The 26,637-nt window shown below is 57.3% G+C and carries 22 protein-coding genes; 8 read left to right on the forward strand and 14 right to left on the reverse strand.

Annotation, left to right across the window (positions count from 1 at the left end; genetic code table 11):
• Nucleotides 1-26: 26 nt before the first annotated feature.
• Nucleotides 27-2,135, reverse strand: coding sequence for a S8 family peptidase (locus HZ995_RS05715; protein WP_209357699.1), 2,109 nt, complete (start codon nucleotides 2,133-2,135; stop codon nucleotides 27-29).
• A gap of 221 nt (nucleotides 2,136-2,356) precedes the next feature.
• Here HZ995_RS05715 and HZ995_RS05720 point away from each other — a divergent pair, with 221 nt between their 5' ends.
• A complete protein-coding gene (locus tag HZ995_RS05720) occupies nucleotides 2,357-3,226 on the forward strand; it encodes a LysR substrate-binding domain-containing protein (protein ID WP_209357700.1) in 870 nt (289 codons plus the stop codon).
• Here the strand turns inward: HZ995_RS05720 and HZ995_RS05725 are convergent.
• Nucleotides 3,216-5,633, reverse strand: a complete 2,418-nt coding sequence (locus tag HZ995_RS05725; protein WP_209357701.1) for a GcvT family protein — start codon at nucleotides 5,631-5,633, stop codon at nucleotides 3,216-3,218. The genes HZ995_RS05720 and HZ995_RS05725 overlap by 11 nt on opposite strands.
• A 165-nt stretch (nucleotides 5,634-5,798) precedes the next feature.
• On the opposite strand from HZ995_RS05725, the gene HZ995_RS05730 reads away from it, so the two are divergent.
• On the forward strand, nucleotides 5,799-6,719 hold the full coding sequence (locus HZ995_RS05730; RefSeq protein ID WP_209357702.1) for a PHP domain-containing protein: 921 nt from the start codon (nucleotides 5,799-5,801) through the stop codon (nucleotides 6,717-6,719).
• Here HZ995_RS05730 and HZ995_RS05735 read toward each other — a convergent pair.
• The 11 genes from HZ995_RS05735 to HZ995_RS05785 form a co-directional block, all read right to left on the reverse strand.
• Nucleotides 6,716-7,297, reverse strand: coding sequence for a dimethylsulfonioproprionate lyase family protein (locus HZ995_RS05735; RefSeq protein WP_209357703.1), 582 nt, complete (start codon nucleotides 7,295-7,297; stop codon nucleotides 6,716-6,718). The two genes, HZ995_RS05730 and HZ995_RS05735, sit on opposite strands and share 4 nt — an antisense overlap.
• Before the next feature lie 100 nt (nucleotides 7,298-7,397).
• Entirely contained in the window at nucleotides 7,398-9,305 is a 1,908-nt protein-coding gene (locus tag HZ995_RS05740; protein ID WP_209357704.1) for a beta-galactosidase, read from the reverse strand.
• 7 nt (nucleotides 9,306-9,312) lie between these two features.
• The gene (locus HZ995_RS05745; RefSeq protein ID WP_209357705.1) at nucleotides 9,313-10,155 is read right to left on the reverse strand and encodes an SMP-30/gluconolactonase/LRE family protein; all 843 of its coding nucleotides are present in this window, start codon (nucleotides 10,153-10,155) and stop codon (nucleotides 9,313-9,315) included.
• Nucleotides 10,152-10,757, reverse strand: a complete 606-nt coding sequence (locus HZ995_RS05750; RefSeq protein ID WP_209357706.1) for a 2-dehydro-3-deoxy-6-phosphogalactonate aldolase — start codon at nucleotides 10,755-10,757, stop codon at nucleotides 10,152-10,154. The genes HZ995_RS05745 and HZ995_RS05750 overlap by 4 nt, the downstream gene beginning before the upstream one ends.
• Nucleotides 10,754-11,668, reverse strand: coding sequence for a 2-dehydro-3-deoxygalactonokinase (locus tag HZ995_RS05755; protein ID WP_209357707.1), 915 nt, complete (start codon nucleotides 11,666-11,668; stop codon nucleotides 10,754-10,756). The genes HZ995_RS05750 and HZ995_RS05755 overlap by 4 nt, the downstream gene beginning before the upstream one ends.
• The gene (locus HZ995_RS05760; protein ID WP_209357708.1) at nucleotides 11,665-12,429 is read right to left on the reverse strand and encodes an SDR family NAD(P)-dependent oxidoreductase; all 765 of its coding nucleotides are present in this window, start codon (nucleotides 12,427-12,429) and stop codon (nucleotides 11,665-11,667) included. Before HZ995_RS05760 ends, HZ995_RS05755 begins: the two co-directional genes overlap by 4 nt.
• A complete protein-coding gene (locus HZ995_RS05765; RefSeq protein WP_209357709.1) occupies nucleotides 12,429-14,138 on the reverse strand; it encodes an IlvD/Edd family dehydratase in 1,710 nt (569 codons plus the stop codon). The genes HZ995_RS05760 and HZ995_RS05765 overlap by 1 nt, the downstream gene beginning before the upstream one ends.
• Nucleotides 14,139-14,148: 10 nt before the next feature.
• Nucleotides 14,149-15,501 (reverse strand): alpha-glucosidase/alpha-galactosidase, encoded by a 1,353-nt coding sequence (locus HZ995_RS05770; protein WP_209357710.1) that lies wholly within the window; start codon nucleotides 15,499-15,501, stop codon nucleotides 14,149-14,151.
• Nucleotides 15,498-16,346: a carbohydrate ABC transporter permease gene (locus HZ995_RS05775; protein WP_209357711.1), complete on the reverse strand. Its 849-nt coding sequence runs from the start codon at nucleotides 16,344-16,346 to the stop codon at nucleotides 15,498-15,500. Before HZ995_RS05775 ends, HZ995_RS05770 begins: the two co-directional genes overlap by 4 nt.
• A 1-nt stretch (nucleotide 16,347) precedes the next feature.
• Complete coding sequence (locus HZ995_RS05780; RefSeq protein WP_209357712.1) at nucleotides 16,348-17,262, reverse strand: carbohydrate ABC transporter permease; 915 nt, start codon at nucleotides 17,260-17,262, stop codon at nucleotides 16,348-16,350.
• A 99-nt stretch (nucleotides 17,263-17,361) separates the two neighbouring features.
• Entirely contained in the window at nucleotides 17,362-18,627 is a 1,266-nt protein-coding gene (locus HZ995_RS05785; RefSeq protein WP_209357713.1) for an ABC transporter substrate-binding protein, read from the reverse strand.
• Between the two features lie 147 nt (nucleotides 18,628-18,774).
• Here HZ995_RS05785 and HZ995_RS05790 point away from each other — a divergent pair, with 147 nt between their 5' ends.
• From HZ995_RS05790 to HZ995_RS05815, 6 genes are all read left to right on the forward strand, one after another.
• Complete coding sequence (locus tag HZ995_RS05790) at nucleotides 18,775-19,554, forward strand: IclR family transcriptional regulator (RefSeq protein WP_209357714.1); 780 nt, start codon at nucleotides 18,775-18,777, stop codon at nucleotides 19,552-19,554.
• A gap of 23 nt (nucleotides 19,555-19,577) precedes the next feature.
• Entirely contained in the window at nucleotides 19,578-20,639 is a 1,062-nt protein-coding gene (locus tag HZ995_RS05795; RefSeq protein WP_209357715.1) for an ABC transporter ATP-binding protein, read from the forward strand.
• 207 nt (nucleotides 20,640-20,846) lie between these two features.
• Complete coding sequence (locus HZ995_RS05800; protein WP_245168765.1) at nucleotides 20,847-21,554, forward strand: OB-fold-containig protein; 708 nt, start codon at nucleotides 20,847-20,849, stop codon at nucleotides 21,552-21,554.
• A 10-nt stretch (nucleotides 21,555-21,564) separates the two neighbouring features.
• Nucleotides 21,565-23,238: a flotillin family protein gene (locus tag HZ995_RS05805; RefSeq protein WP_209357716.1), complete on the forward strand. Its 1,674-nt coding sequence runs from the start codon at nucleotides 21,565-21,567 to the stop codon at nucleotides 23,236-23,238.
• Between the two features lie 166 nt (nucleotides 23,239-23,404).
• Nucleotides 23,405-24,016, forward strand: a complete 612-nt coding sequence (locus tag HZ995_RS05810; protein ID WP_245168766.1) for an NAD(P)H-dependent oxidoreductase — start codon at nucleotides 23,405-23,407, stop codon at nucleotides 24,014-24,016.
• A 3-nt stretch (nucleotides 24,017-24,019) separates the two neighbouring features.
• The gene (locus HZ995_RS05815; RefSeq protein WP_209357717.1) at nucleotides 24,020-25,987 is read left to right on the forward strand and encodes a cation:proton antiporter; all 1,968 of its coding nucleotides are present in this window, start codon (nucleotides 24,020-24,022) and stop codon (nucleotides 25,985-25,987) included.
• Nucleotides 25,988-26,046: 59 nt separating this feature from the next.
• Here HZ995_RS05815 and HZ995_RS05820 read toward each other — a convergent pair whose 3' ends face one another.
• Nucleotides 26,047-26,607, reverse strand: coding sequence for a DUF4202 domain-containing protein (locus HZ995_RS05820; protein WP_209357718.1), 561 nt, complete (start codon nucleotides 26,605-26,607; stop codon nucleotides 26,047-26,049).
• Nucleotides 26,608-26,637 lie beyond the last annotated feature (30 nt).

Raw genomic sequence — 26,637 nt, forward strand, 5'->3', positions numbered from 1 at the left:
CCTTTCCTTGATGACTTTCAACAACGTCAGAAACTCTTGCGATATCCGAAAAACACGCCGGATTCTTCTTTGCCCGCCTGATGCCCACGGTTCATCGCATGCACCAAAGACAGCATCACATCCGTGTCGCGTTGCACCTCTATTTCGTAGTCCAACGCAATCTGCATCTCGCGCTTTGCGGGTGACAGATCCACGGCAAAGGTTTGAAGCTGATAGGTGCCGCCAGAATTGGTCGCGAGGGTCAGGTTCGTCGAACCCGATGTAATCGCAAATGGCTGGCGCAACGACAGCTTGAGCCGGTCTTTGCGGTCAAAAACCTGCGCCTGCGTATAAGTGACCTCGCTGCTGTTCATGAAGATCGAGCTGGTGTTCCCACGTCCGGCAGAGGTTGCCATAACAGCGCTCACCTGCAGCGCAGAGTTTTCAGACAGCGCCGACGTCATCGCCAGACCCAGAGAGGCCAAATCCTGCCCGTCCTGGTTCTGCCACATGGGCAACAGCGCGCCATTGTCAGACCCGATGCCCGCCTGCCAGTCGATATGGCCAAAAGATGTGGTGTGGCGTTGCCCAACCGAGAAGCCCGCGGTCTCAAACGCACCTGAGGTATTCGGCATATAGGCTGCCACATAGAGATCCCCGAAAGAGTTCTGCAGCGTCGGGTCGCGGTCAAACAGCGCCGTCGAGAGGTGCCGGTCATTGGTGGTATACCCGTGCAAACTTGCCGATTGCTCTGTGAAGAATTGATTGGGCTTTGTGGCTTGCACGAGGTCAGAGGCATCGATCGTAAAGGCTCCGGCGAAGGAGTCGACCGCCAGAAGATCCACATTCACTAGCGCGTCGCGCACCGCAGCGCCCGCTGCGGTCCCGGACATCACCAGAGGTTGACGCGCATCTATCGCGGTTCCGTTCGCTGAATTCACTGTGATTGTGCCAATCGGCAATAACGCAGCTGCTATATCCAAGAAACCGTGACCATATTCGTTGCTAACTGCGCTTTGGTACCCATCGGCCAAAGTCACAACCTGATCTGTTGTAAACCCCGTGAAACTATTGTCCGCCGTGGCGAACAGGCGAAGCCGAAGTTGGTGCGGGGTCAACGCTGGAAAAGCTTCTGCCAAGAGGGCCAAGGCCCCGGACACGACAGGAGCCGCATATGACGTTCCTGTACCAAAGTCATAATCCGTATTTGAAACGCTTGTAGCTCCATGCGACCAAGTTCCATCGGCTGTAATGCACCAAGCGGCCGCTCCTAAACAGGCAGACGAGACCCTTTCGACAGAGGTCACGTCGTCATTTGTCATTGTGGGGATTGCGTTGACGACTGCGATCCACCCGTCCTGAAGTGCCGGCACGAGAATAGGTAGCCCACCCATCAAATCAGTTTGGGTTTCACCATGTGTGTTGGAAAGCGCGAAGACGACGTTTCCATATGCCGCATAGTCTTGAAACGCATCGATAAGTTGCTGGCCTGCTGCTCCAGTGAAGATCGCGTTATAATCTGAGGTTGTCGCGTATCGATTGTTGAAACCCCAAGAGTTGTTCCAAGCAACAGCGCGTTTGCTCAGCGCGGCCGTCCCAACATTTGTGATAGATTGATACGTGCTGGTGTCGCCAATAATCAAATTCGCGCTCGGTGCGATACCGATCATCGAACCAGAGTTACCGGTGATCACCGACGCCACAAAAGTACCATGTGTGTCTACATTGGCACTTTGATTTTCGTTCAAAGAATCTGAGATCGCCTCATGCGTCGTTAAGAAACCTGAATCTGCTATGGCCACCAGCTGTCCAGTTCCGGACAATCCGGCAGCATGGGCGAAATGGGCACCCGAATGGCGAATTGGGTCGCCGTTAAGGCGCACATCAATTCCCGCATCAAACACTCGGTTTCCGTTGATGTCTGAATAGTAGCTCCCATTGGCAACTTGGTTGGCATAGCGACTGGTGGCCAATAGATTAGTTGCCGCGGTTTGATAGGCCGACCAACTTTGTACGAAGAAGCTCGAAAAAATCGTGTTGGCTGTCGAAGTTCCACCGGTGCCCCCACCAGTCCCGCTCCCACTGTCGCCGCCCCCGCAAGCGCCGAGTGCGATTGCCATCGGAGCGAGCAGTGCAAATTTAGAAAAATTTGTCATTCAAAGTGCTTTCGTTACTGCCTCAGTCGAAGTGGTGCTTTAGATTTTTTTGCCAATTGGTAAAAACCCCAGTCACTTTTTGCCTGTGTGGATTAAGTGGGAATTTCGCTACCTTACTTCGTTGCTCTATGCCATCGTGCCATATGAGCAACCCTTTTGTTAAGATTCACACTCATGACTAGAATTCGCCAACTCCAGCTCGCGCTTTTGGGGCCAGTCCCATGAAATCCCTGCCCCACCTTTCCTTCCTACGCTCGTTCGAGGCCGCCGCTCGACACCTGAGTTTCACCTCAGCCGCAGACGAGTTGAACTGTACGCAAGCCGCGGTCAGCAACCATGTCCGCAGCCTCGAAGACTATCTCGGACGTCCTCTGTTTGTGCGCCACGCGCGCTCACTAACTCTGACGGATGTGGGACAGGGGTATTTGCCGTCTGTGCAGCGCGCCCTGCAGGATATCGACACCGCGACGGCCTCTTTGATCACCAAAAACAGCACGCGGGCGGTGACCGTGTCCTGCCCTGTCAGCCTGACCGAACATTGGATGCCTCAGGTCATGGCGGGGTTTCATGCGCAACACCCAAAGATCGAGCTGGCACTTAACAGCACGGTCTGGGCGGACCTGCAGGAAAACGCGAGCGACATCACCATCACCATCGCCCATAAGGACGATGTTGGCGCGCATGATCTGAAACTGTGGGACGAGAAACTGGTGCTGGTCGCAGCTCCGGACTATGCCGAAATCACAGCAGAAACTCTGGCGCAGGAACGCGCGATCCACATACTGGGTAGGCCTGAATACTGGGACGCCATTTGCACGGCTCTTGGAATGCAAAAAACGCGTATTCCCGTGGGATTTCAATGCAACTCCACCACTGCTGCGCTGGAACTTGCGGCAGCAGGGGCTGGCGTCGTCGTGGCGCCAAAGTCCTTAGCGATGAAATTCCTGAACCGCGGCGATTTGATCGAGCCGTTAACCGTCGATTGCCCCAGTCCATGGACCTATTACGCCACCTTCAAAGACCGCATGACGCCATCAGCCGAGTTGTTCAAAGACTGGCTGATGACCTGCGCGGCCGAGGCTAAGATCTGAGCCGCGCACCTTTCGGATCAAAGGCAGGTTCCGCCAGAATGCGTGCTTTGTGCGGAAGGCCAAGGATCATCACCTCGACTTCATCACCCGGACCGGCAACCTCTGGATTGGCAAAGCCAACCGCCAGAGATTTCCCGACCGTATACCCATAGGCCCCCGAGGTAACCCGCCCAACCGAGCGCCCGTCTGGCGTGAAAATCGTCTCGCCGCCGGCTGCGTCTGCATTGTGCGGCGTTTCGATTTCGAAATAGCTGAGCACCTCGCGCGGAGCCGTGTCTTTGACCGCGAGATAGGCATCCTTATGCAAAAAGTCCTTGTCGAGCTTGACCAACCCGTCAAAGCCCACCTCATGCGCCCAATATTCCTGCGAATATTCACGAGACCAGCTGCCATAGCCCTTTTCGATTCTGAGCGAGCCTAAGGCACGGCCGCCGACAGGGCCTCCGTCAAACTCCTTTGCGGCATCGATTAAGGCGGAATAGAGCCTGATCTGATCACTTTCGGCGCAATGCAACTCCCAGCCGAGATCTCCGGTAAAGGACACGCGGATCGCCAAACATGTGACGCCCGCCACCTCGATGGTCTGAGACCGCATGAAGCGGAAAGCCTCGTTTGACAGATCCGCATTGGTCATCCGCTGCAACATGGCGCGCGATTTTGGACCGGCGATATTGAACCCTGCGATGCGGTTGGTGGCGATCTCAAACGTGGTGCCTTCGGGCAGATCGACCATCTGGAAGAACCGCTGGTGATAGCGTTCGCCAAGACCCGAGCCGACCATCATGTATTCCTCATCCGCGACCTTGGTGATGGTGAAATCTCCACAAACCCCGCCGCGCACGGAAATCATTGGCGTCAGACAAGAGCGTCCCACTTCGGTCGGGATCTTGTTGGCCATGAGCTTATCAAGCCACTCGAACGCCCCCGGCCCCTTGATCACGTAATTGGCGAAGTTCGAGATATCGATGACGCCGACATTGTTGCGCAACATCTCGCACTCGCGACCCACCGGTTCCCACCAGTTCTGGCGGGTGAAGCTATTGGTATCGGTCACGCCCGGTTTGTCGGCAAACCAAAGGGGATGCTCCCAGCCACAGTTCAGCCCAAAGACCGCACCCATCTCGCGCTGCATCTCGTAAGCGGGGCGCAGGCGCGCCGGACGGCCCGCGCTGCGTTCCTCGTTGGGGAAGTGGATCGCAAAGCGGTTGGCATATTGGTCTTCGACCCGCGCCTTGGTGAATTTCGCATCCGCCCAATCCCCAAAGCGCGCCAGATCCCAAGCAAACATATCGTATTGCGGCTCGCCATCGATCATCCATTGCGCGGCGAGCAAACCAAGCCCTCCCGACTGGCTAAAGCCCGGAATAATTCCACCCACAAGGAAGTAATTCTTAAGTTCCGGCACAGGCCCCCAAAGCGCACTTGAATCAGGGCTCCAGATCATCGGCCCGTTGATCACGCGTTTAACGCCTGCGGTTTCGGCACAGGGCACCCGTTCAACCGCGCGCATAACGTTCTCCATGATCCGGTCGAGATCATCGGGGAAAAGGTCATGGGCAAAGTCCAAAGGCGTGCCCTCTTCGGCCCAGAACCGCATGTCCTTCTCGTAGGCACCGATCAGGAACCCGTTGCCCTCTTGGCGGAAGTAATACTCGCCATCGCGGTCGGCAATCGAGGGCAGACGACGTCCAATGGCCGCGACCTCATCGATGGTTTCCGTGACAAAATACTGATGCTCTGTCGGCTGCAGCGGCAGTGTCAGCCCTGCCATCGCCGCCACTTCGCGCCCCCAGAGCCCCGCTGCATTCACCACCCATTGCGTGTGAATATCTCCCTTCTCTGTGCGCACGATCCAAGAGCCATCGGGCTGTTGATCCGTGCCAATCACGGGACAGAACCGCTCAATCGTGGCCCCCAACGCGCGCGCACCTGCGGCATAGGCATGGGTCACACCAGATGGGTCGACATTGCCGCCCTCAGGTTCGAACATAATGCAACGCACATCGTCAAACTGCGCCAGCGGATGCAGCTCCTTCGCCTTCTCGCGGCTGACCTCATAGAAATTCAGACCATAGTATTTCGCTTTGGCCTCTTGCAGCCGCAACTGATGTTCGCGCTCTTGCGTTTGCGCCAGATACAGAGACCCCGGCTGAAACACGCCACAGCCCTGCCCGGTCTCTTTTTCGAGCTGCTTATAGAGGTTCATCGTATAGTGCTGAATGCGCGTTATATTGTTGTTGTCATGCAGCCCATGGATCCCCGCCGCCGCGTGCCAGGTCGAGCCTGACGTCAGCTCATCGCGTTCGAGCAGAACCACATCTGTCCAACCGAGTTTCGCCAAGTGATAGAGGATGGAACAGCCCACCAGACCGCCGCCGATGACCACTGCTTGTGCATGGGTTTTCATGTCATGAATCCTAAAACGCGTTTCTTGCAGCAAACCTACGCGCGATCCTGTGCCAAGACACACAAAATAACTTACCCCTATGCCCTTTAATTTTCCTATTCACCGATGCGTCACGCGGCGATTACACTTTGCAGATATTGGGGTGAAAACAGCGAGGACAGCCCTATGTCACAGTCGATCTATGACCTGCCCGGCCGCTTTTGGCGCGGTAATCTGCATACGCATTCCAACCTGTCAGACGGGGCTTTGGATCCGGCCGAAGTCTGTCGCCGATACAAGGCCGAGGGCTATGATTTTCTGGCGCTGACGGATCACTTTGTCGGCGAATATGGCTATCCGATTGCGGATACAAAGCCGTTCCGAGACGAGGATTTCACCACGATCCTTGGCGCTGAACTCCACTCAGGCGCCATGGAAAACGGAGAGCTCTGGCACATCCTCGCCGTTGGCCTACCCGAAGATTTCGCACCATCCCATTCGCCGAGCTTCCATCCGGTCGAGGGTCAGGAAACCGGCCCCGAGCTAGCCAAACGGGCCTGGGACGCCGGTGCCTATGTCGCCATTGCCCATCCCGAATGGGGCGGCATGACCTTCGCCGACGCCGACAGCATCAAACACGCGCATGCGGTCGAGATCTATAACCACACCTGCGGTGTCGAATGCGATCGCGCGCATGGGCACTACATGCTGGACCAGCTTTTGACGGCAGGACGGCGGTTGGACCTCTGCGCGACTGACGACGCCCATTTCAGCGAGCCCGACAGTTTCGGCGGCTGGGTCATGGTTAAGGCCGAAGAGAACACACCCAAAGCCCTCTTGGCCGCGTTGAAAGCCGGGCAGTATTATTCGTCCACAGGCCCAGAGCTAAAGGGTGTTACATGGGAGGACGACCGCGTTGTGGTTCAATCCACCGCCGTCAAAGCCGTGATGGTTCAAGGCAAGGGCTCGCGGTCCGCCTGCGTCTACGGCGCGGGAATGACCCGGACGGAAGTTCCTTTGGACAAGCTTAAAAACTCTCCGTTCATGCGCGTAACGATTGTGGACGCAGCAGGCAACCGAGCGTGGTCTAACCCAGTCTATCGTTAACGCGTGAGAACCGGCGGCGTTTCAAACCCGTTGCGCCAGACCACATAGGCCATGATCGGGCTGTCTTCGGTATCCAACGCATGCGGCTGGTTTGAGGCATGTTCGCAGGCATCGCCGGTCTTGAGCCACTCATCCGGCATGCCCTTGCGCATGAAGCGCCCCTCACCGCCAATCACGCGGTACATCTCTTCGCCGGGGTGATGGTGCCAAGGGTAATGCAAATGGGGCGGCATATAGACAACCCATGCTGCCATTTGATCGCTATGAAACGCACCGCCCTCGCCGATCAGACAGTAACAGCCAAAACGGTTCATGAAGTCATCGCCGATGTCCGTGCCTTTGTAGGTCTCACGCCATTTCGCCAGAGGGCCTGCGTCGATGAAAGCGCGTCTGATCGGCGTTTCAGGGTCTGCAAACCCTGTTTCTTCGATCAGCAAATCATGCGGCGGGATGTGGAAATACGACACCTCCTGAGGAGTTACGTCGTCGGGAAACGGACAGAACTCCGTCAGGGCCTCATCCGCCTCATGCATTGCTTTCGCTTCGGCCAAAAGCCGATCCCAAACCTCGCGCGCCATCTTGCTCCTCCCAAAGAGACACCACGTTGATTGAGGGATGTTGAGGGCGATTGGCCGCGCGCTCTAAAAAACGCGCGACAGAGACTTGTTTGTCAGCGACCTATGCGCCGCGCGGGTCACGCGTGACTGAGGCGGGCGCGAAATCGCGGCCGTCGAATGTCACGTCGTGCGCTGCGTAGTTGAACCAAAAGGTTTCAGTCGCGGTATCGCGGCGGCGCAAACCCTCGGGCAGGTCGATGACCTCAAGCCCAGCCTGCGCACAAAGGGGCGTCAAAATAGTCTTCCACCCTTCTGCATCTGGCCACCCCGCAAGGTAGTGCATGCCGCCTTGGGACATCACCGCAGCGGTTCCATCTTGAGCGGTCAGCGTGACTGTTGCCGCCCCTGTCAGTATCTCGCGATAGCCCATGAAAGCCCCGCTCAACGACAAAGTTTCCGGAGAGTCAGGCCGCAGGGACTCGACCCGATCCACGGTCACATCCAAGCCCGGCAAGGCCGGCGGCAGAGGCACTGGGATCGTCATATCCTGATCTCGCGCGCCAGAACGCGGGCCGATCAAAACCTGCGCATTCTGCTGGGATAGAGCCTGTTTTAGGTCCTCAGACATATGCATCAAACCCGGCGCGAGGATCAGGTCGTATCCTGTGAAATCGCGTGTCTCGGGACGTAGAATATCAATCGAAAGCCCCAGTTTGCGCAGCGCTTTATAGGCGTCAAACACCAGTCCGAAATAGCTGAGCCCAGCCCCATGGGGCTGCACCGCCCAAGCGGCATCTGCATCATAGTCAAAGATCAAACCGACCCGCGCCTGCGCGGGTTGCACCTCTGGCGCGTCTGTCAACTCGTCGCGCATTTGGCGCACGTCGCGCATTGCTTGCGCTTCCTCGCTATCGGGACGCAAGAGACCCGCGTGCATCTGTTCCTGCGCCATAGGCGCCTGCCGCCAGCGGAAATAACAGACCGCCTCGGCCCCATGGGCAAAGGCTTCCCACGACCAGAGCCGCACCATCCCGTCCAGAGGCGCTGGGTTGTATGGTGCCCAATTCACCGGACCGGGCTGTTGCTCCATCACCCACCAGCGCCCTCTGCCAACAGCGCGATAGAGATCATGATGAAAGGCCTGAAAATCCGGATCCCCTTGGCGCGCGAAGGCCTTTTGGTGCGCCGCATCCGCGCCCACGCGATCCTCAAGGAAGCCCATAGGATAGCTATCCCAGCTCGCAATCTCGAGGTCATCGCCAACCTTATAGTGGTCAAAATCCGTGATCCGACCCATGTAGTTATGCGCGATCGGCGCATCGGAGTGCTGTTTGATGATCTCGACCTGCAGGCGGTTGAAGGCCACGACCTGATCCGACGTATACCGCCGAAAGGCCAGCGAATGAGCTGGATTAGGCTCTGTTACGGTCAGATTGGGCAGGGCGATCTGGTCAAAGCGGTTATACTCCATCGACCAAAACACATTGCCCCAGGCTTTGTTCAGAGCCTCAACGGATCCGTAGCGCGCGGCACACCAGCCCTGAAACCCGACACGCGCCGCATCGGAATAGGAAATCGTCGTGTCGTGGCAGCCATATTCATTGTCCGTCTGCCACGCCGCCACATGCGGGTTCGCGCCATATCGCTCGGCCAAAAGCCCCACGATCCGCGCGCATTCGTCTCGATAGCCAAGGTGGGAAAAACAATAGTGCCGCCGAGACCCAAACCCACGCGGTTTGCCATAGACATCCAGCGCAATCATGACGGGATGCTTGTCCACCATCCACCGCGGTGGCGTCGCGGTCGGTGTGCCCAACACCACTTTCAGCCCAGCCGATCCAAGCACCTCGATCGCCTGATCAAGCCAATCAAACCGCAGATCCCCCGGCGTCGGTTCCAGCCGAGACCAGGCGAATTCGCCGATCCGAACCCAGGTCAGCCCCGCCTCGACCATGCGCCGTGCGTCCTCGGGCCAGATCTCTGGCTCCCAATGTTCGGGATAATAACAGGTGCCTAATGTGCGTTTCATGTGGTGCTCACAAAATGACCCGATGTTCGGCTTGGCCCGTGACATCGGTGAATGTGTATGAATAGGTGCGCCCTTCGGCCTCTCCGTCAAGCCCGTCGGCGGCCGAGGTAGCAAAGAGCGTTTTCAGATCTGCGCCGCCAAAGGCCGGGCAACTGATCTGTTCGGCGGCGAAACTGACGGTCTGTTTGAGCGTGCCGTCCGTGCCATAGCACGCCACACGGTTCGCGCCCCATTGCGCGTTCCATAGGTTACCGCCCTCGTCCACGACCGCGCCGTCTGGGTTCACGTCGGCCTCATTGAGGTCCACGAAAACTGTCGGTTGCCCAACGGGCCAACCCTCGGCATCGAGCTTTTGCGCCATGATCTGGCGGGTCGGCGTATCGCAGAAATAGGCGGTGTCACCTGACGGCGCGAAGCAAATCGCGTTGCTGATCGAGATGTCGCCATACAGCTTGCGCAGCTCACCGCGATAGTAGCGATAGATCGCCCCAGCGCCCGGCTCCAGATTGATGCCCATGGTGCCGATCCAAAAGCCGCCTTGCGGGTCTGCGCGGCCGTCGTTGGAGCGGGTCACCAGATTGTCTGCCTCAAGCGCCACAACCAAATCGCGTTCGCCTGTCGCAATATCAAACCGATAGAGCCCGCTTTCCGAGGCCATCAGGAGTGTATCCTGATCCACCCAGCCCGCTGCGGAAACGTATTCGTCAAACTGCCATTCCAGCGGTTTGCCGCCAGCACGGCTCATCAGCTTGCGGCCCAGAATGTCGAACCAGAAAAGCTGCTGGCGTTCAGGATGCCACAACGGCCCCTCTCCCAGCGTGCAGGCCCGACGGTCAAAGACAGTCGTCATGCCAACGCCTCGTCATAGGCGGTCACAATGGCGTCTGCCTTCGCGCGCACCTCGGCAGGCGTATCTCCGGGCTTGAAAATCGCGGAGCCGATGCCGAAACCCGTTGCTCCTGCCGCAACCCACTCCTTGAAGTTGCCCGGGTTCGCGCCACCGACAGCATAGGCTTCGGTGCCTTTAGGCAGAACGGCGCGCACGGCCTTCAGGCCCGCTGGTCCGATCATGTCGCCGGGGAAGAACTTCAACCCGTCTGCGCCTGTGCGCAGAGCCGTAAAACACTCGGTCGGGGTCATCACACCGGGGTAACTTTGCAAGCCAAGCGCCTTGGTGTGGGCGATGACCTCGGGATTGCAATCAGGTGAGACGATCAGACGCCCGCCAGCCGCATTGACCCTGTCAACATCTGCAACCGACAATACGGTCCCTGCCCCGATCAACGCACGATCCCCCATGGCATCCACAATCCGAGCGATACTGTCAAAAGGCTCGGGCGAGTTCAGCGGCACTTCGATCCGGTCGATACCCGCCGCGAGAATTTCCTCGCAGATCGCGACCGCGTCCTGCGGCAAAACCCCACGCAAAATGGCGATGATATTGCGGCTCATGGCGTGTCCTTTATCGATTGGTAAGCGGCCCATTGGCCCGCAACGGTCAGATCAGAGGCATCATGGACCCGCGATGGGCAACCCTGTGCCTCAAGCGCGTCTTTATAGAGCCCACAGAGCGCGGGATCTCCGATCAGCGCCACATCCATGCCCAGCCAATAGGGGCGGGATGCAGCCAGTTCTAGACCCAAGAGGTAGCCCGACAAACGCCCACGGGCGACCTCTTCGGGCATATCCACCAGCAGTGTTTCGGCGCGGATTGAAAAGAGTTTGCTCGCGACGGCCTGAGGGCGGCTCATCGCGTCGCTGACGGCCTCATTAAAGGTCGCGATGTCCATGGCATCGGCCCCGACAGAGTGACGCAGCACCGACTGGGTCGAAAGCAGCGAGAACATCTCGCCGGTCATGAAGGTCTGAAAGCTGACGATTTCTTCGGCACTGATGCGCACCCATTTGGTGTGGGTGCCCGGCAGGCAAAGAACGCCGTCAAATTTTGGGAACTTGGACAGGAAACCGGCAATCTGAGTTTCCTCACCTCGCATCACATCTGCGGGCTTGGCCTGACTCACACCGGGCAAAATCCAGACCGACAGCCGCGGGTCCGAGGTCGCCACTTGCATTGCCTGTTCCATACCCGCGGCCTTGCAGGGCGCAGAGACATATGGAGCCTCTTGCCAGCCCTGCCGCGCACCGACCATGCCGCTGCAAATGACGGGCAGCACGGCGACATCCGATAGAAGATCACAGATCAGATCGACCAGTACCGGCTCAAATTCATCCGGCGAAAGCTGACCCATACCTTTTTCAGAGGCACGCTGGTCCAGAACATAGCCCGCCTCATCCAATACCGCAGCACGCAGATTGGTTGTGCCCCAATCCACCGCCACCAAAGCAGCATTTTGAAATGTCATCCTGTCACCACCACTCCGCCGTCGACGACCATCGCTTGTCCGGTCATCATTTTGCTGGCTTCGCTGGCAAGGAACAAGGTCGCGCCGACGATATCTTCGGGCGCGAGCGTGTCTTTCAGGCATTGCCGCGCCAGATGCGCTTCAAGAGCCTCTGGCGTGACCCACATCTCTTTTTGCTTGTCCGTCAGCACCCAGCCCGGAGCAATCGCGTTGACGCGGATCTTGTCGGGTCCGAACTCGCGCGCAAGGCTCCGGGTCATGCCGTTGATGCCGGAATTCGCGGTTGTATAGAGCGGATAGCCCGCGTTCCCCATCATATAGGAAATCGAGCTGAAATTGATGATCGAGCCGCCGCCCTTCGCCTTCATCCCCTCGGCCACGGCTTGGCATGCAAAGAAATAGGCTTTGAGGTTGATCGCCATCATCCAGTCGTAGAATTCCTCGTCGACCTCGCCAGCCTCATGACGTTTGTCATTGGCTGCGTTGTTGACCAGAACGTCGATATCGCCATGGGCTTCGGCTGATTGCGCGATGGCTGCCTTAAGCGCCTGAATGTCGGTGATGTCGCATTGGATGAACAGTGGACGTGTGCCGTGCTTTGCTTCCATCTCGTCACAAAACGCGGTGGAATCGGACCGCTGCACAAAGGCAACCTGCGCGCCTTGCGCCAGCAAGCCTTCGGTCAGAAACGCCCCGATGCCAGAGCCCCCGCCGGTGATGAACACCGACTTGCCCCTAAGGTCTTGATATGTGGCTGTCATCAGTGGCTCTCGCGTGTGACGGGGCGGGTGTCTTTGCCCACGAGGAAATCTAGGTCTGCGCCTTTGTCGGCTTGCAGAACGTGGTCGATATACATCTTGGCATAGCCGCGGGTGTAATGCGGAGGCTCAGGCTCCCACGCGGCGCGGCGGGCCTCCAGTTCGGCCTCATCGACCAGCAATTCAAGCTCTCCCCTAGAGGCAGACACGCGAATGCGGTCGCCGGTTTTCACCAAAGCCAGCGTACCGCCAGCGTTGGCCTCAGGGCTGACATGCAGGATCACTGTGCCGTAAGCCGTGCCCGACATGCGCGCGTCGCTGACGCGGATCATATCGCGGACCCCTTGCTTCACCAACTTGCCGGGGATCGGCATATTGCCCACCTCAGGCATGCCCGGATAGCCCTTGGGACCACAGCCTTTCAGCACCAGAATGGTGTCGGGCATCACGGGCAGGTCTTCGTTGTCGATATTGGCTTTCAGATCCTCGATGCTTTCAAACACATAGGCTTCGGCCTCGTGTTCCAAAAGCGCATCCGTGGCCGCCGATGGCTTTACAATCGCCCCATTCGGCGCGAGGTTGCCACGCAAGACGCGCAGGCCCGCTGCCGGTTTCAACGGATTCTCCATCGAGCGGATCACGTCGTCATTGTAGCACTCCGCCCCATCCGCATAGACCGAGATATCGCCCCCAAGACAGGTCGTCGCCGACCGCAAACGATCCCCAAGCTCTTTCAGAACCACAGGCACACCGCCCGCATAACAGAAATCTTCCATCAAATATTTGCCGGATGGCATGCAGTTCACGAGCAATGGGATTTCTCCACCCAGCTCGAAATCTTTGAGGCTGAGGTCGACCCCCACACGCCCCGCCAGAGCCAGCAAATGCACGACGGCATTGGTAGAGCCACCCACGGCGGCGTTAGTCATGATCGCGTTTTCAAAGGACTCTTTGGTGAGGATGTCCGAGGGCTTCAGATCCTCTTCGACCATTTCAACGATCCGCTTGCCGGTCATATGCGCCAGCGCCATGCGGCGGGCGTCAACGGCGGGTAGAGCCGCATTGGTCGGCAGGGACATCCCCATCGCCTCGACCAAAGACGCCATGGTCGACGCCGTGCCCATTGTCATACACACGCCTTTCGACCGGCTCATGCCAGATTCCGCATTCATGAAATCCTGCAGGGTCATCTCGCCTGCACGCACCTGTTCAGAGAATTTCCAAACATCGGTGCCAGAGCCGATATCCTGCCCCTTCCACTTGCCGTTCAGCATTGGGCCAGAGGACACAACAATCGACGGCAAATCCACTGACGCCGCGCCCATCAGCTGACCCGGCGTGGTCTTGTCACAGCCGCCAAGCAGCACGACACCATCCATACCATAAGCGCGGATCGACTCTTCGACGTCCATCGCCAGAAGGTTGCGGAACAGCATCGCGGTCGGCTTCATCTGGGTCTCACCCAGAGACATCACCGGGAACTCAACGGGAAAACCGCCAGCCTCCCAAACGCCGCGCTTCACGCCTTCGGCCAGATCGCGCAGACCCGAGTTACAGGGCGTCAATTCAGACCACGTGTTACAGATCCCAATCACGGGTCGCCCGTCAAAGACATGATCCGGAAAGCCCTGGTTCTTCATCCACGACCGGTGAATGAACCCGTCCTTGTCGAGCTTACCATACCAACCGCGATTGCGTTTTTCGTTTGTCATTTTTGTCTTTCTATGCGGCTTTGGCCGGGCGGCACCATGCTGGCAGCCAATCCCCATGGGCTGCCAAAAGATCATCCACCATGGACCGGATCTGGCGAAGGTCCAGTTCGGCAGCGGTGTGCGGATCCATCATGGCAGCGTGATAGATATGTTCCGGGTTTTCTTCAACGAGCGCTTTGACCGTGAGTTCCTGCACATTGATCTGAGTGCGCATCAGGGCAACCAGCTGCGGCGGGATATCCGTTACGACACTTGGTTGCACGCCGTTGCTGTCCACCAGACAGGGCGTTTCCACGGCAGCACCCATCGGCAACTGCGGGATCTGACCCGTGTTGGGCAGGTTGCCATAGGCCACATAAGGCGTATCCGTGACGATCGCGTTCATCAGGTCTGCCGCGAATTCGTGGCTGCGTTTGACTTCAATCGTGCCAGCGGCTTTCAGAGCCTCGGCCTGTTGTTTCCAATCCGCGATCTGCTCTTCGCAGCGGGTCGGATATTCGTCCAGCGGGATGCCAAACTGGGAAATCAGATCCTCGCGGCCTTCTTTGATGAACCACGGCACATATTCCGCCAGATGTTCTGAGCTTTCGGTACAGAAATACCCCAGATGATCCATCACTTCATAGCGCACCTTGTTCGGGCATCGCGGCATCAAAAGGGGTCCCTTTGGAAGGGACCCGCTGCGATACCCCGCGCGGAGTGCTGGGTAGAGGTCGCGCATCCCTTCACCCTCCACCTGCTCCAGGCGCAGGAAAAATGCCACGTGATTGACGCCCGCCACTTTGTAGCGGATGTCGCCTTTCGGGATATCCAGGTCATGCGCCAGCTCTTCGACTGTGTTTTGCACCGAATGGCACAGACCGACCTGTTTGATATCAGGGAAACGCTCGGCCAGACCCCAAGTGTTGATCGCCATCGGGTTGACGTACTGCAACAGCGTCGCGTTCGGGCAGCAGGCGCGCATATCGGCGGCCACGTCCCACAGTACAGGCACAGTCCGCAGCCCGCGCATGATGCCGCCTACCCCAAGCGTGTCGGCAATGGTCTGACGCAGGCCGTATTGCTTTGGAATCTCGAAATCCGTCACGGTGCAGGGCTTGTAGCCCCCGATCTGAAACGCGGTGATGACAAAATCCGCACCATCCATCGCCGCACGGCGATCGGAATGAGACGACACAGTCGCCCCGGCACCGGTGGACTCAATCATCTTGCGCACCACCATCTCGCTTTCCGCAAGGCGCACGGGATCGATGTCCATCAGCGCAAAGTGGCTATCGGCCAAAGCAGGCGTCAAGAGAGCGTCGCCCACGATATTCTGCATGAAAATCGTGGAACCTGCTCCAATAAAGGTGATTTTCGTCATTTAACTGCTCCGAGAGTGAGGCCAGCGATAAAGTGCCTCTGCATTAGGAAGAACATGGCCACCGGCGGCAGGGCCGCAACAATGGAACCGGCGCTCATCAGGTGATAGGCGGCGCGGTATTGAGCGTTGAACGAGGTGATCCCTGCGGTCACCGGCTGGCTTTCCGCGCCTTGAGTCAAGACGACAGCCCAGAAGAAATCGTTCCAGATGAAGGTAAAGATCAGAACCGACATCGCAGCAATCGCGGGCTTCATCAGAGGCAGCACGACGAACCAAAAGATCCGCCATTCCGCGACGCCTTCGACACGGGCCGCTTCGATCAACTCGTAAGGCAGCGCACGGATAAAGTTGCGCATGAAAAGCGTGCAGAAACCGGTTTGGAAGGCGATGTGGAACAGCACGAGGCCGGTTTTGGTGTTATAAAGCCCCATGTCCAAGGTCAGGTCGCGCACTGGCACCATTAGGATCTGGAACGGCACGAAGTTGCCCGCGACAAACATAAAGAACACCCAAAGGTTTGAGCGGAACTTATAGACGCCCAGCGCAAAGCCGGTCATGGAGCTGAGGATCACACAGCCGATCACTGTGGGCACGGTGATGAACACCGAATTCAGCAAATAGCGCGGCATGTCAGAGGCAAAGAAGACCTTGCCATAGTTCTCGACCGCGTTGAACGTGCTTGGGACACTCCAGTAGTTGCCCTGCACAAAATCCGCATCTGGTTTGATCGAGAAGACAGCGACTGCCACCAAAGGCAAAAGCCACAGCACGAGGCTCATCGGCAGAAGTGTCTGATAGGTCAGCTGCCACGTACGGGAGGTTTTTTCGATAGGTGTTGGAAACATCTTAACGGCCTCCCTTTTCGTCTTGGTACATGGACCACAGGAAGTAAGCGATAAAGCAGAGCATGATCAGGAAGAGCACCACGGCAATGGCAGCCCCATATCCCATGCGGAAGCCATACTCAGAAAGCGCGACTTCGAACATGTAGAACGACAGCACGCGGCTTTCCCCGAACGGGCCACCATTGGTCATGATCGAGATCAAATCGAACGACCGCAGCGCGCCAATGATTGTCACAACGAAAGCGATGAACGTCGCAGGACGCAGCTGAGGAATGATCACATGCCACAGCATCCGGTAGCCCTTGGCCCCATCCAGACGCGCGGCCTCGATTTGCTCGGGGTCCACGGCGTTCAAGCCGGTGAGATACAGGATCATACAATAGGCGGTCTGCGGCCAGATACCTGCAGCGATAATGCCGTAGGTCACATAGCGCTCGTCGCCCAGCACGTTGATCGGATCGATGCCAAAGACACCGAGGAATTGATTTAAGAGCCCAAAGGTCGGGTCATAGAACCAGGTGAACACGAGGCCCACCACCACTTGTGAAATCACAAATGGGAAGAAAAACAGAGATTTATACAGACGGATGCCGGTCACAGTCTGGTTCAGGAAAAGCGCGATCATCAAACCGGCAGGAATCGCCAGGAGATACAGCACCAGCCAGATCAGATTGTTTCTAAGGGACGTATAGAACGCATCGTCCCAGTAAAGTTCCTCATAGTTGCGAACCCCGACATATTCCGCCTGACCAAGCCCATCCCATTCGTAAAAGGACACATTGATCGACTGAAAGATCGGAAAGATCACATAGACCAGAAAGAACAGCACACCGGGGGCAAGGAAAAGCCAAGGCGTGACGGCGATCTCATTGCGCTTGTACCAGGAACGGCGCGCTGTCGCAGGAGTGGCAGACATGAGGGATCTCCGGATTGTGTCGCTGTAAAGCGCGACGGAACTCGGGAAAACGTTCAGAAAAGGCGCGGCCAGCTTAGGCCAGCCGCGCCAATCTAGAGCTTATTTATAGATGCGCTGCGCTGCGCGATCCAGACGTGCGATGATCTTGTCCAGATTGTCTGGCTTAACCATGAACTCCTGGAAGCCTTCCATCGCAACTTTCGCCATCTCAGCAGGTGCGTCGCGGTCAAAGAACTGCGCAACACCGCCTGGGCTGTTGGAGGACAGCATCGCAAAGCCTTCTTTCAGGAACTTGTCGTCATCCACAGAGGACTTGGAGTTCACTGGAAGCTGACCCAGGTTGTCGCCGTTGTTGATCAGAGTTTGGTTCTCTGGGGAAACAACGAACTTGAGGAACGCTTTTGCCGCTTCTTTGTTCTGAGCACCCGATGGGATGTGGAACGTATCGGTTGGCGCGTCTTCGGCCAGCTCAACAGACGCGTTGATTGCTGGGAACTGGTAGAAGTCCAGTTTGCTGTCATCCAGACCGCCGTCACGCAGTGGAGATACCGCGAAGTTACCCATCAGGTATGCGGTTGCTTCACCGTTGACCATGAATGGCATCGCTTCCTGCCAGCTATACGCTGTGTGGTTGTCGATGAACGCACCCATGTCGATCAGCTTGCGCCAGTTTGCGAAGGTTTCTGCAACGCCCGCGTCGGTCCAAGGGATTTCACCAGCCGTCAGAGCCGCGTGATAGTCGTATCCGTTGGTGCGCATGTTCAGATAGTCAAACCAGCCACCTGCGGTCCAAAGGAACTTGGTGCCGATGGTGTAGCACTTACGGCCAGAGTCGATGATTTTCTGACAGTTGGCGATCTCTTCGTCGAATGTCGCTGGCTCAGCCAGGCCCAGTTCTTCGAAGATGTCCTTACGGTAGTAAACACCCCACTGGTAGTAAGTATATGGGACGCCCCACTGCTTACCGTCCAGAGTCATCGCGCCTTTGGTGGATGCCAGATCCGCCAGTTCTTCTTCTGCCCAGAGGTCAGAGATGTCTTCAAACAGGCCCGCGTCGACATATGGCTTCATACGGTTTGCCGCATACCAGTTCGCAACGTCCGGTGGGTTCGCGCTCAGGAAGTTACGGATCTGAGTTTTGTACGCTTCGCGGTCGATGACGGTCAGCTCGATGTTCAGATCTGGGTGCATCGCACCGAAACGCTCTACCATGCCTTCCATAACCGCGCGTGGCGCAGGGTTGGACATGTCAGAGAAAATAACGAGGTCGCCAGACAGTTTTGCGTGGCTTCCAGCAAAAGCAGCACCGCTCAGCGCAACACTTGCCACAACAGACGCAAGCAGCGCCTTGGATTTATGGAACATGGTTTCCTCCCCTTCTGTTCCTACTCGTAAAAGTTAGTTCCAAATAATGAAACTTAGTTTTAACTATTGAAAACTCTGCTATGGGTTAATAGGATTGTCAACAGGTTTTGCGCCCCTAAAAGGGTTCGAGACCGTGGAGGAGACAGAATGAACAAGCCGGCAAATAAAGACGGTACGGTCGGTAAGGCCTTGGAAACACTGGACCTGGTGGCAGGTCTGGGGCGTCCGGCGCGCTTTACCGAACTCCTGAGTCTCAGCCCCCATCCCAAAGCAACGCTCTACCGATTCCTGCAGACGCTGACGAATCAAGGCATGCTGACTTATGACGAGGACCGGCAGACCTATAGCCTTGGTCTGCGTCTGGTCCGCATGGCACATGCCGCTTGGAAAAGCGCGTCTTTGGCACCAGTCGCCGAGCAAATTCTGGACGAGTTGGCGCAAGAGTTGGGCGAAACCATCCACCTTGCTCAAATGGAAAACGGACAGGTTTTGTTCGTCGACAAACGCCGCGCCACCGCGCTGTTTGAGACCCTCGCGCAAACCGGTCGCGTCGCGCCCGCCCATTGCACAGGGGTCGGCAAAGCCATTCTGGCCTTTATGACGCCAGAACGCCTAGAGCGCGCGCTCAGACAACAGGCATTCGTGACGTTTACGCCTGCCTCGCACGCAAGCCGCGAAAGCCTTTTGGCCGAGTTCGACGAAATCCGCAGCGCCGGCGTCGCCTTTGACCGTGAGGAACACGAAGAGGGCATCATCTCGATCGCCGCACCGATCCTTTTGCAGAACGGCAAGGTGGTTGGATCGGTCTCAATCGCAACATCAACCAGTCGCCGTTCGCTCAGCGATCTGGAAACTTTCAAACCCGCGCTCCTGCGGGCCACGCAACACATCGGAGAAGCTGCCACGGTCTGGCAGTTCCCGTCGTAAACAGTAACAGGAGACAGGACAGCATGTCAGGTGTCGCACTTTCCAATGTCATCAAGAAGTATGGCGAAACCCAGGTCATCCACGGCGTCGATCTGACGATTGAGGACGGCGAGTTCTGTGTCTTTGTCGGCCCGTCAGGCTGCGGCAAGTCCACATTGTTGCGCATGGTTGCGGGGCTTGAGGAGACCACCTCGGGTCAGATCAATATTGGCGCGCGGGACGTCACCCACGCCGACCCCTCTGATCGCGGCGTGGCGATGGTGTTCCAGACTTATGCGCTTTATCCGCATATGTCGGTTGAGGAAAACATGGGCTTTGGCCTGCGCATGAACGGCGTGCCAAAGGACGAGATCAAAAAGAAGGTCGCCGAGGCCTCTGAAATTCTTCAACTTGATCAATATCTGAAACGCAAACCAAAGGCCCTATCGGGTGGGCAGCGCCAGCGCGTTGCCATCGGCCGCGCCATTGTCCGCGGCCCGGAGGTGTTCCTGTTTGACGAACCGCTCTCTAACCTTGATGCCGAACTCCGCGTCGACATGCGGGTTGAGATCGCGCGTCTGCACAAGGAAATCGGCGCGACCATGATCTATGTGACCCACGATCAGGTCGAGGCGATGACTCTGGCCGACAAAATCGTCGTTCTGCGCGCCGGCCACATTGAGCAGGTCGGTGCACCGATGGACTTGTTCCGCGATCCCGACAACAAGTTCGTCGCGGGCTTCATCGGCTCTCCGTCGATGAACTTCCTGAATGGCGTGGTCGAAGGCGGCAAAGTCCGCGTGCCCGCGTTGGACGGCGAAGTGTTTGAAACCTCGGTCGGCCTGCCCTCTGAAGGCAGCGAGGTTCTGGTCGGCCTGCGCCCGCAGCACCTGAGCGTCACTGAGGCGAAATCCTCGATCACTGTCGACATTTCCGAGCAGCTTGGCGGCGTCAGTTATGAATACCTGACCACCTCTACGGGCGAGCGCGTCGTTGTCGAAAGCAAAGAGGAAGAAGTTCTGAAGTCCGGCAGTACAGTTAAGGTCGCTTATAACCCTGAAAAAGTTATGTTTTTCGACGCCAAGACCGAGCTGCGCCTGCGCTGATCGCCCTAGGGTGGCACGACCCTAAAAACCCTTGCAAAACACCAGATTTCCGTCATTTCATACCAGCGATTTAGACGGGGATATGGGCGCGCCTTCTTGAAACTGCCCTCGGCAATCCCCACTTTGTATACAAATGAATACTGAAAACTGTGGGGACAGTGCATAGATGTTGCGGGGTTTTTAACGCCAGAATTCTTTCCGTTTACCGTGTCAATCGGGCTGTTCTTCGGCCTTCTGACCCTGGAATTGGTGTTCCTCATGCTGGGCGGCTCTTTGATGGGCGACGGCGGGGACGCGGATGTGTCGGTCCCTGACGGCTTTGAGGCGGATTTCGATGCGGATCTGGATTTTGACGTCGAAGCCGATCTGGCGGATCTCGACACAGATTTCGACGCGCTTGAAACAGATCTGGCGGAAACTGAACTGGAAGCAACGGCGGGTAACTTTGGCGTGCTGGCCTGGCTCGGACTGGGCAATTTGCCCGCCGCAATCTGGCTCGCGTCCATGTTCCTGAGTTTCGGCGTCATCGGGGTCGGTGTCCAAATGGCCCTAAGCGAGACCCTTGGCCTGACGCTCAATGCCGCTTTGGCCGCGGTGCCGGCCTTTTTCGGGGCGCGCTGGTTTACCAAGACCTTTGGCACGCTGTTTGCGCGGGTCATTCCCAAAGTGGAAACCGAATCCGTGTCCGAACGCCACTTGGGCCGCCGCAAAGGCGTGGTCAGCCAAGGCACCGCCGCGCGCGGCCGCCCTGCCGAAGTGCGCGTGACTGATCGCCATGGCAACACGCAATACCTGCGCGCGGAACCCTTTCGAGATGATGAGGTGATCACCCCCGGCACCGAAGTCATCGTGATGCGCCACCGTCGCGACGACGGCTATCGCATCGTTTCACTGGACACTTTTAACGACAAATAATGGAGGCACTATGCAAATCAGTTTCGGCTTTTTTCTAATCGCAGCTTTTCTCTTTTTCATCCTTTTCATCGGCCTCGTTCTGGCGCGGCTTTACAAACGCACGACCCGAGAAATCAGCCTCGTGCGCACCGGCTCTGGCGGCAAGAAAATCATCATGGACGGCGGCGTCCTCGTGATCCCTCTGCTGCATGAAGTCAGCCCGGTAAACATGAAAACCCTGCGCCTTGAGGTGCAACGGAGCCACGATGGCGCGTTGATCACCAAAGACCGCATGCGGGTGGACGTTGGCGTGGAATTCTATGTCTCTGTGTCCCCAACCGATGAAGGCATCGCTCGCGCGGCCCAAACTCTTGGTGCTCGGACATTCGATGTCGGCCAGCTTCGCGAAATGATCGAAGGTAAGCTCATTGACGGCCTGCGTGCCGTGGCGGCTCAGATGACGATGGACCAGTTGCACGAAAACCGCGCGGACTTTGTGCAAGAGGTGCAGAACACTGTGTCCGAAGACCTCACCAAAAACGGTCTGTCTCTGGAATCCGTGTCCCTGACCGCGCTTGACCAAACCCCGTTTGAGGCGCTCGACGAAAATAACGCCTTTAACGCGGTCGGTATGCGCCGCTTGGCCGAAGTTATTGCTGCCTCGAAGAAAGAGCGGGCCGCGATTGATGCAGAGGCCGATGTCGCCGTACGCCGCGCCGCGATGGAAGCAGAACGCGAGAAGTTTCAGATCATCCGCGACGAGGAAGAAGCGCGCATTCAGCAAGAAAAAGAGGTTGAAACCCTCAAAGCCGCCCAAGAGGCCGAAATTGCCCAGCGCCGCGAGGAATCCCAGCGCGAATCCGAGACCGCGCGGATCAAACGCGAAGAAGCCATCCGCGCCTCGGAAATCGCCCGCGAACGCAATATTCGTGACGCGGAAATCACTAAGGACCGCGAGCTCGAGGTGGCCAACCAAGAGCGCCAGATCATCATCGCGCAAAAATCCGAGGAAGAGAGCCGCGCCCGTGCCTCCGCCGACCTCGCCCGCGCGGAATCTGCCAAAGCAGCCGAGGCGGTCACCACGGCCACAGAAGTTGCGCAGGCAGATCGTGTGAAACAGATCGCGATCATTGAAGCCGAACGCGAAGCCGAGCGCGAGGCCACCAAAGTGCGCTTGATGGCAACTGCACAGAAGGATGCCGCCGAAGACCGGGCTGCAGCCAACCGCGAGGAGGCACAGGGTGATGCCGACGCGATCACCATCCGCTCTGAGGCGAAGAAAAGCGACATGCTGGCCGAGGCAGAGGGTCGTCGCGCGATCACCGATGCTGAAAACGCGCTGTCAGATGCATTGATCAACATGAAGGTCGCGCTGGCACGTCTTGAAGCCATGCCGAAGGTTCTCGCCGAGGCCGTGAAGCCCGCTGAAAAGATCGACTCGATCCGCATTCATCATGTGTCGGGCCTCAATCAGGGTGGCGCTGGTGGTACCGGTGGTGGCGACGGCAAAGCGCCGATCAATCAGGCGCTGGATTCCATCATGGGCATGGCTGTTCAGATGCCTGCACTGAAAAAGCTCGGGGATGAGTTGGGACTGTCTATGGACGGCAGTATCTCGGAACTGCTGGATACGGATGACGCTGTCGAGACCCCAAGCGAAGAGGTGCCCGTGGTCCAAGACCCCGATGTGTCTGAGGAGGCATAGCGCCCCGCAGAAAACAGTCATAAATGCCGCCAAATGAGGCGGCCTTTTCCTTTTGTGCATAGGCGAACAGCGCCTCGCAGCAGCGCATGGTTTACCTATCTGAGTTCCTCGACTAGACGTTGTGTAACGGCTTTCAGCCAGCCGCAGAGTCATTTGGTGGGAGGATATGATTTTGGCGAAACTCTTGGTGTACTACGCCCATCCGGGCCACAAATATTCCCACGCGAATAAGGCGATGGTCGAGGTCGCCAAAACGGTCGATGACATCACCTTCGTCGACCTTCTCGCCGAATATCCACGCCACACGATCAACGTGGAAAAAGAACAAGAGCGCCTGAGAGAGCACGACGTCATCCTCTTTCAATTCCCGCTGTTTTGGTATTCGACGCCGTCGATCATCAAAGAATGGCAGGATCTGGTGCTGGAGCATGGGTTTGCCTATGGGTCCGAAGGCACTGCATTAACCGGCAAGACCATGATGCTGGCGATCACGGCCGCTGGTCCGGTTGAGGCCTACACCACCGAGGGCTACCAACACTTCCCGCTGCGCACATTCCTGACGCCGCTCGAACAGACAGCAAATCTGTGTCACATGACGTTCCCCGCGCCCTACGTGCTGCATAGTTCGCTGAAAGCGCAGAGCGATGGCGGAATTGCCGACCACGCGGCCGGCTATGGTCGGTTGCTGACCGCAATCCGCGACAACACCTACGACTTCGCTGCGACGATGGACAAAGACATCGTCACCCACGCCGACCTGCCGATCAAGGGAGCCTGATCCATGACCGACTTCCTCCTTCTCGCAACGATTTTCCTTGTGGCTGGCGTGATTGCTGTGCCGATTGCGTCCCGCCTCGGACTTGGGTCCGTTCTGGGTTACTTGATCGCCGGTATTGTGATCAGCCCCATTCTTGGCTGGCTGCATGTGGATGTGATTTCAATCCAGCATTTCGCAGAATTTGGCGTTGTCATGATGCTGTTCCTTGTTGGTTTGGAGCTGGAACCGAAGCTCTTGTGGGACATGCGAGCCAAGCTCTTGGGCCTTGGCGGATTGCAGGTCACAGGAACTGGAGCGGCTGTCATGGGCATCGCGATGCTCTTGGGGCAGCCTTGGTCGATCTCTTTGGCGATCGGTTTGGTTTTTGCGTTGTCGTCTACTGCAATCGTTCTGCAGACCTTGAATGAAAAAGGCCTGATGAAGTCCTCGGGCGGGCAATCCAGCTTCTCTGTGCTTTTGTTCCAGGACATCGCTGTCATCCCAATGCTCGCTTTTATCCCGCTCTTGGCCATGCCAGAGCTGATGGATCTGGCAGGCGATGCGGCGCATGGCGTGGACTCGCATGGCGCAGGTCATGGAGATGCCCATGGTGACGATCACGGAGACGGACATGGCAGCGGGCTGAGCCTCGTTGAGGGCCTGAATGGTTGGCAAACCGCCCTTGTGACGGTCGGCGCGATTGGCGCGGTTATTCTGGGTGGTGTTTATCTGACCCGCCCGATTTTCCGCTTTATCGCCATGGCAGGGCTGCGCGAGCTGTTCACCGCGACTGCGCTATTGTTCGTTGTCGGAATCGCGCTTTTGATGTCTCTCGTCGGCGTGTCTGCTGCGCTGGGCACATTCCTAGCGGGCGTCGTGCTTGCGAACTCGGAATATCGTCATGAACTCGAAAGTGACATCGATCCTTTCCGAGGCCTTCTGCTTGGCCTGTTCTTTATGACCGTTGGCGCGGGCATTAACTTTGCGCTTCTATTTGAGAACTTTGGATCCATCATTGGCCTGACTGTTGGCTTGATCCTGCTGAAAATCGCGATCCTGCTGATCCTCGCGCGGATTTTCAAGCTGCGGGGTGGGGACAAATGGCTCTTTGGCTTAGGGCTGGCTCAGGCAGGTGAATTCGGCTTTGTGCTCTTGTCCTTCACCGTGGCCAATCAAGTCATACCGACCTCGGTTGCCGACAATCTCTTGCTGATCGTCGCCCTGTCGATGTTGCTGACCCCCGGTCTCTTTATCCTCTACGAACGGGTCATCCTGCCGCGTTATGAAAAAGAGCAAGAAGAAGTAGCCGATGAGATCGACGAAAAAGGCGATATCATCATTGCAGGTCATGGGCGTTTCGGCGGCATGGTCAATCGTATGCTGCGGACGGCTGGATATACGCCAACGGTTCTGGATTATTCTGCCGAACAACTCGAAGCGCTGCGTCCATTTGGCTTGAAGGTGTTCTTTGGGGATGCCTCCCGCGCCGATCTGCTGCACGCCGCGGGTATTGAAGAAGCCAAACTTTTGGTGATCGCCATCGACAATAAAGAGCAGATCACGCAGATGGTGCACTATGTGCATTCGACCTACCCACATGTGCATATCATCGCGCGGGCGATTGATCGCACGCATGTCTACGATCTCTATGCGGCTGGATGTCGGGATATCATTCGTGACGTCTTTGACAGCTCTGTGCGAGCCGGTCGGTCAGCCTTTGAGGCCATGGGCATGCACCCGTTTGATGCCGAAAAGGCCGCACAAGAATTTGTGGTCGACGACCGCCGTCTCTTGGTGGAAATGGCTGAGGTCTATGATCCGAACATTCCAGCGCATCTGAACGAGCCGCTGGTCGCAAAAACCAAAGAGATCATCGAAGAGATGGATGCCAAGATCTATGGCTCTGGCCATGCGTTCAATTCCCGTCTGGATCGCGGCTGGATGCCGCCGAACCTGAAAGACGTGAAAGCCATCGAAGACGAAAACAGCTAAGAGGTCCCGATTTCTTTACAAGAAATCGACGTCGGAAACTTTCAAAGTTTCCGAGGCCTCTAGGCGAAGGCTGCGGCCAGATCTGTGGGCAGGTCAAATTCCGCGCGCACACGGGCGCGCGCCTCGTCTGACATTTTGCGCGCGGTTTTCTGCACGATGTCGAGAACCTTTTCGGCCGGATGCTTGGCCGCAAAGGGCGCGAAATACCAGGTCAGGAAGGTAAAACAGATCACATCCTCCAGCGCCTGTACCTGCGCGTCGCGTTTGATGCCCTGCTTGCGCAGCATTTTCTGCACCTCTTCAACGTCTCCCGCCTCGTATCCGGCCTCAGTCATGAAGCCAGCCACGCGATCCGCGTGATGATCCGCCAGGTCCCGGCGCCATTTCAGATATCCGGCTTTTCCTTCAGGATAATCGGCGCGTTTCAAAATCCAACGTTCGACATGCTGTCCGCGTGCTGCGATTTGCAGTGTTTCCGACGCATCCGGAAACAGGCGCGCGCATTGTTCAGACATGCGTTGTCCATACAAAAGCGCCTCAGGCAGCCCTTCATCCAATCGCGGATCTTTTTCATTTGCCTCGTCGATATCTGCGAGAACCCGCGCGAGATTGGCCGCCATTTTGTGCTCCTGTCTGTGGTGTTCACATAA

The sequence above is a fragment of the Cognatishimia activa genome, from assembly GCF_017798205.1.
GTDB lineage: Bacteria > Pseudomonadota > Alphaproteobacteria > Rhodobacterales > Rhodobacteraceae > Cognatishimia > Cognatishimia activa_A.

Excerpts from the sequence above, each read along its gene's own strand:
- HZ995_RS05770 (WP_209357710.1), bottom strand. The coding sequence starts at position 15,501 with ATGACGAAAATCACCTTTATTGGAGCAGGTTCCACGATTTTCATGCAG.
- HZ995_RS05775 (WP_209357711.1), bottom strand. The coding sequence starts at position 16,346 with ATGTTTCCAACACCTATCGAAAAAACCTCCCGTACGTGGCAGCTGACC.
- HZ995_RS05790 (WP_209357714.1), top strand. The coding sequence starts at position 18,775 with ATGAACAAGCCGGCAAATAAAGACGGTACGGTCGGTAAGGCCTTGGAA.
- HZ995_RS05810 (WP_245168766.1), top strand. The coding sequence starts at position 23,405 with ATGATTTTGGCGAAACTCTTGGTGTACTACGCCCATCCGGGCCACAAA.
- HZ995_RS05805 (WP_209357716.1), top strand. The coding sequence starts at position 21,565 with ATGCAAATCAGTTTCGGCTTTTTTCTAATCGCAGCTTTTCTCTTTTTC.
- HZ995_RS05735 (WP_209357703.1), bottom strand. The coding sequence starts at position 7,297 with ATGGCGCGCGAGGTTTGGGATCGGCTTTTGGCCGAAGCGAAAGCAATG.
- HZ995_RS05750 (WP_209357706.1), bottom strand. The coding sequence starts at position 10,757 with ATGAGCCGCAATATCATCGCCATTTTGCGTGGGGTTTTGCCGCAGGAC.
- HZ995_RS05820 (WP_209357718.1), bottom strand. The coding sequence starts at position 26,607 with ATGGCGGCCAATCTCGCGCGGGTTCTCGCAGATATCGACGAGGCAAAT.
- HZ995_RS05730 (WP_209357702.1), top strand. The coding sequence starts at position 5,799 with ATGTCACAGTCGATCTATGACCTGCCCGGCCGCTTTTGGCGCGGTAAT.
- HZ995_RS05745 (WP_209357705.1), bottom strand. The coding sequence starts at position 10,155 with ATGACGACTGTCTTTGACCGTCGGGCCTGCACGCTGGGAGAGGGGCCG.
- HZ995_RS05780 (WP_209357712.1), bottom strand. The coding sequence starts at position 17,262 with ATGTCTGCCACTCCTGCGACAGCGCGCCGTTCCTGGTACAAGCGCAAT.
- HZ995_RS05760 (WP_209357708.1), bottom strand. The coding sequence starts at position 12,429 with ATGACAGCCACATATCAAGACCTTAGGGGCAAGTCGGTGTTCATCACC.
- HZ995_RS05740 (WP_209357704.1), bottom strand. The coding sequence starts at position 9,305 with ATGAAACGCACATTAGGCACCTGTTATTATCCCGAACATTGGGAGCCA.
- HZ995_RS05715 (WP_209357699.1), bottom strand. The coding sequence starts at position 2,135 with ATGACAAATTTTTCTAAATTTGCACTGCTCGCTCCGATGGCAATCGCA.
- HZ995_RS05765 (WP_209357709.1), bottom strand. The coding sequence starts at position 14,138 with ATGACAAACGAAAAACGCAATCGCGGTTGGTATGGTAAGCTCGACAAG.
- HZ995_RS05795 (WP_209357715.1), top strand. The coding sequence starts at position 19,578 with ATGTCAGGTGTCGCACTTTCCAATGTCATCAAGAAGTATGGCGAAACC.
- HZ995_RS05755 (WP_209357707.1), bottom strand. The coding sequence starts at position 11,668 with ATGACATTTCAAAATGCTGCTTTGGTGGCGGTGGATTGGGGCACAACC.
- HZ995_RS05725 (WP_209357701.1), bottom strand. The coding sequence starts at position 5,633 with ATGAAAACCCATGCACAAGCAGTGGTCATCGGCGGCGGTCTGGTGGGC.
- HZ995_RS05815 (WP_209357717.1), top strand. The coding sequence starts at position 24,020 with ATGACCGACTTCCTCCTTCTCGCAACGATTTTCCTTGTGGCTGGCGTG.
- HZ995_RS05720 (WP_209357700.1), top strand. The coding sequence starts at position 2,357 with ATGAAATCCCTGCCCCACCTTTCCTTCCTACGCTCGTTCGAGGCCGCC.
- HZ995_RS05785 (WP_209357713.1), bottom strand. The coding sequence starts at position 18,627 with ATGTTCCATAAATCCAAGGCGCTGCTTGCGTCTGTTGTGGCAAGTGTT.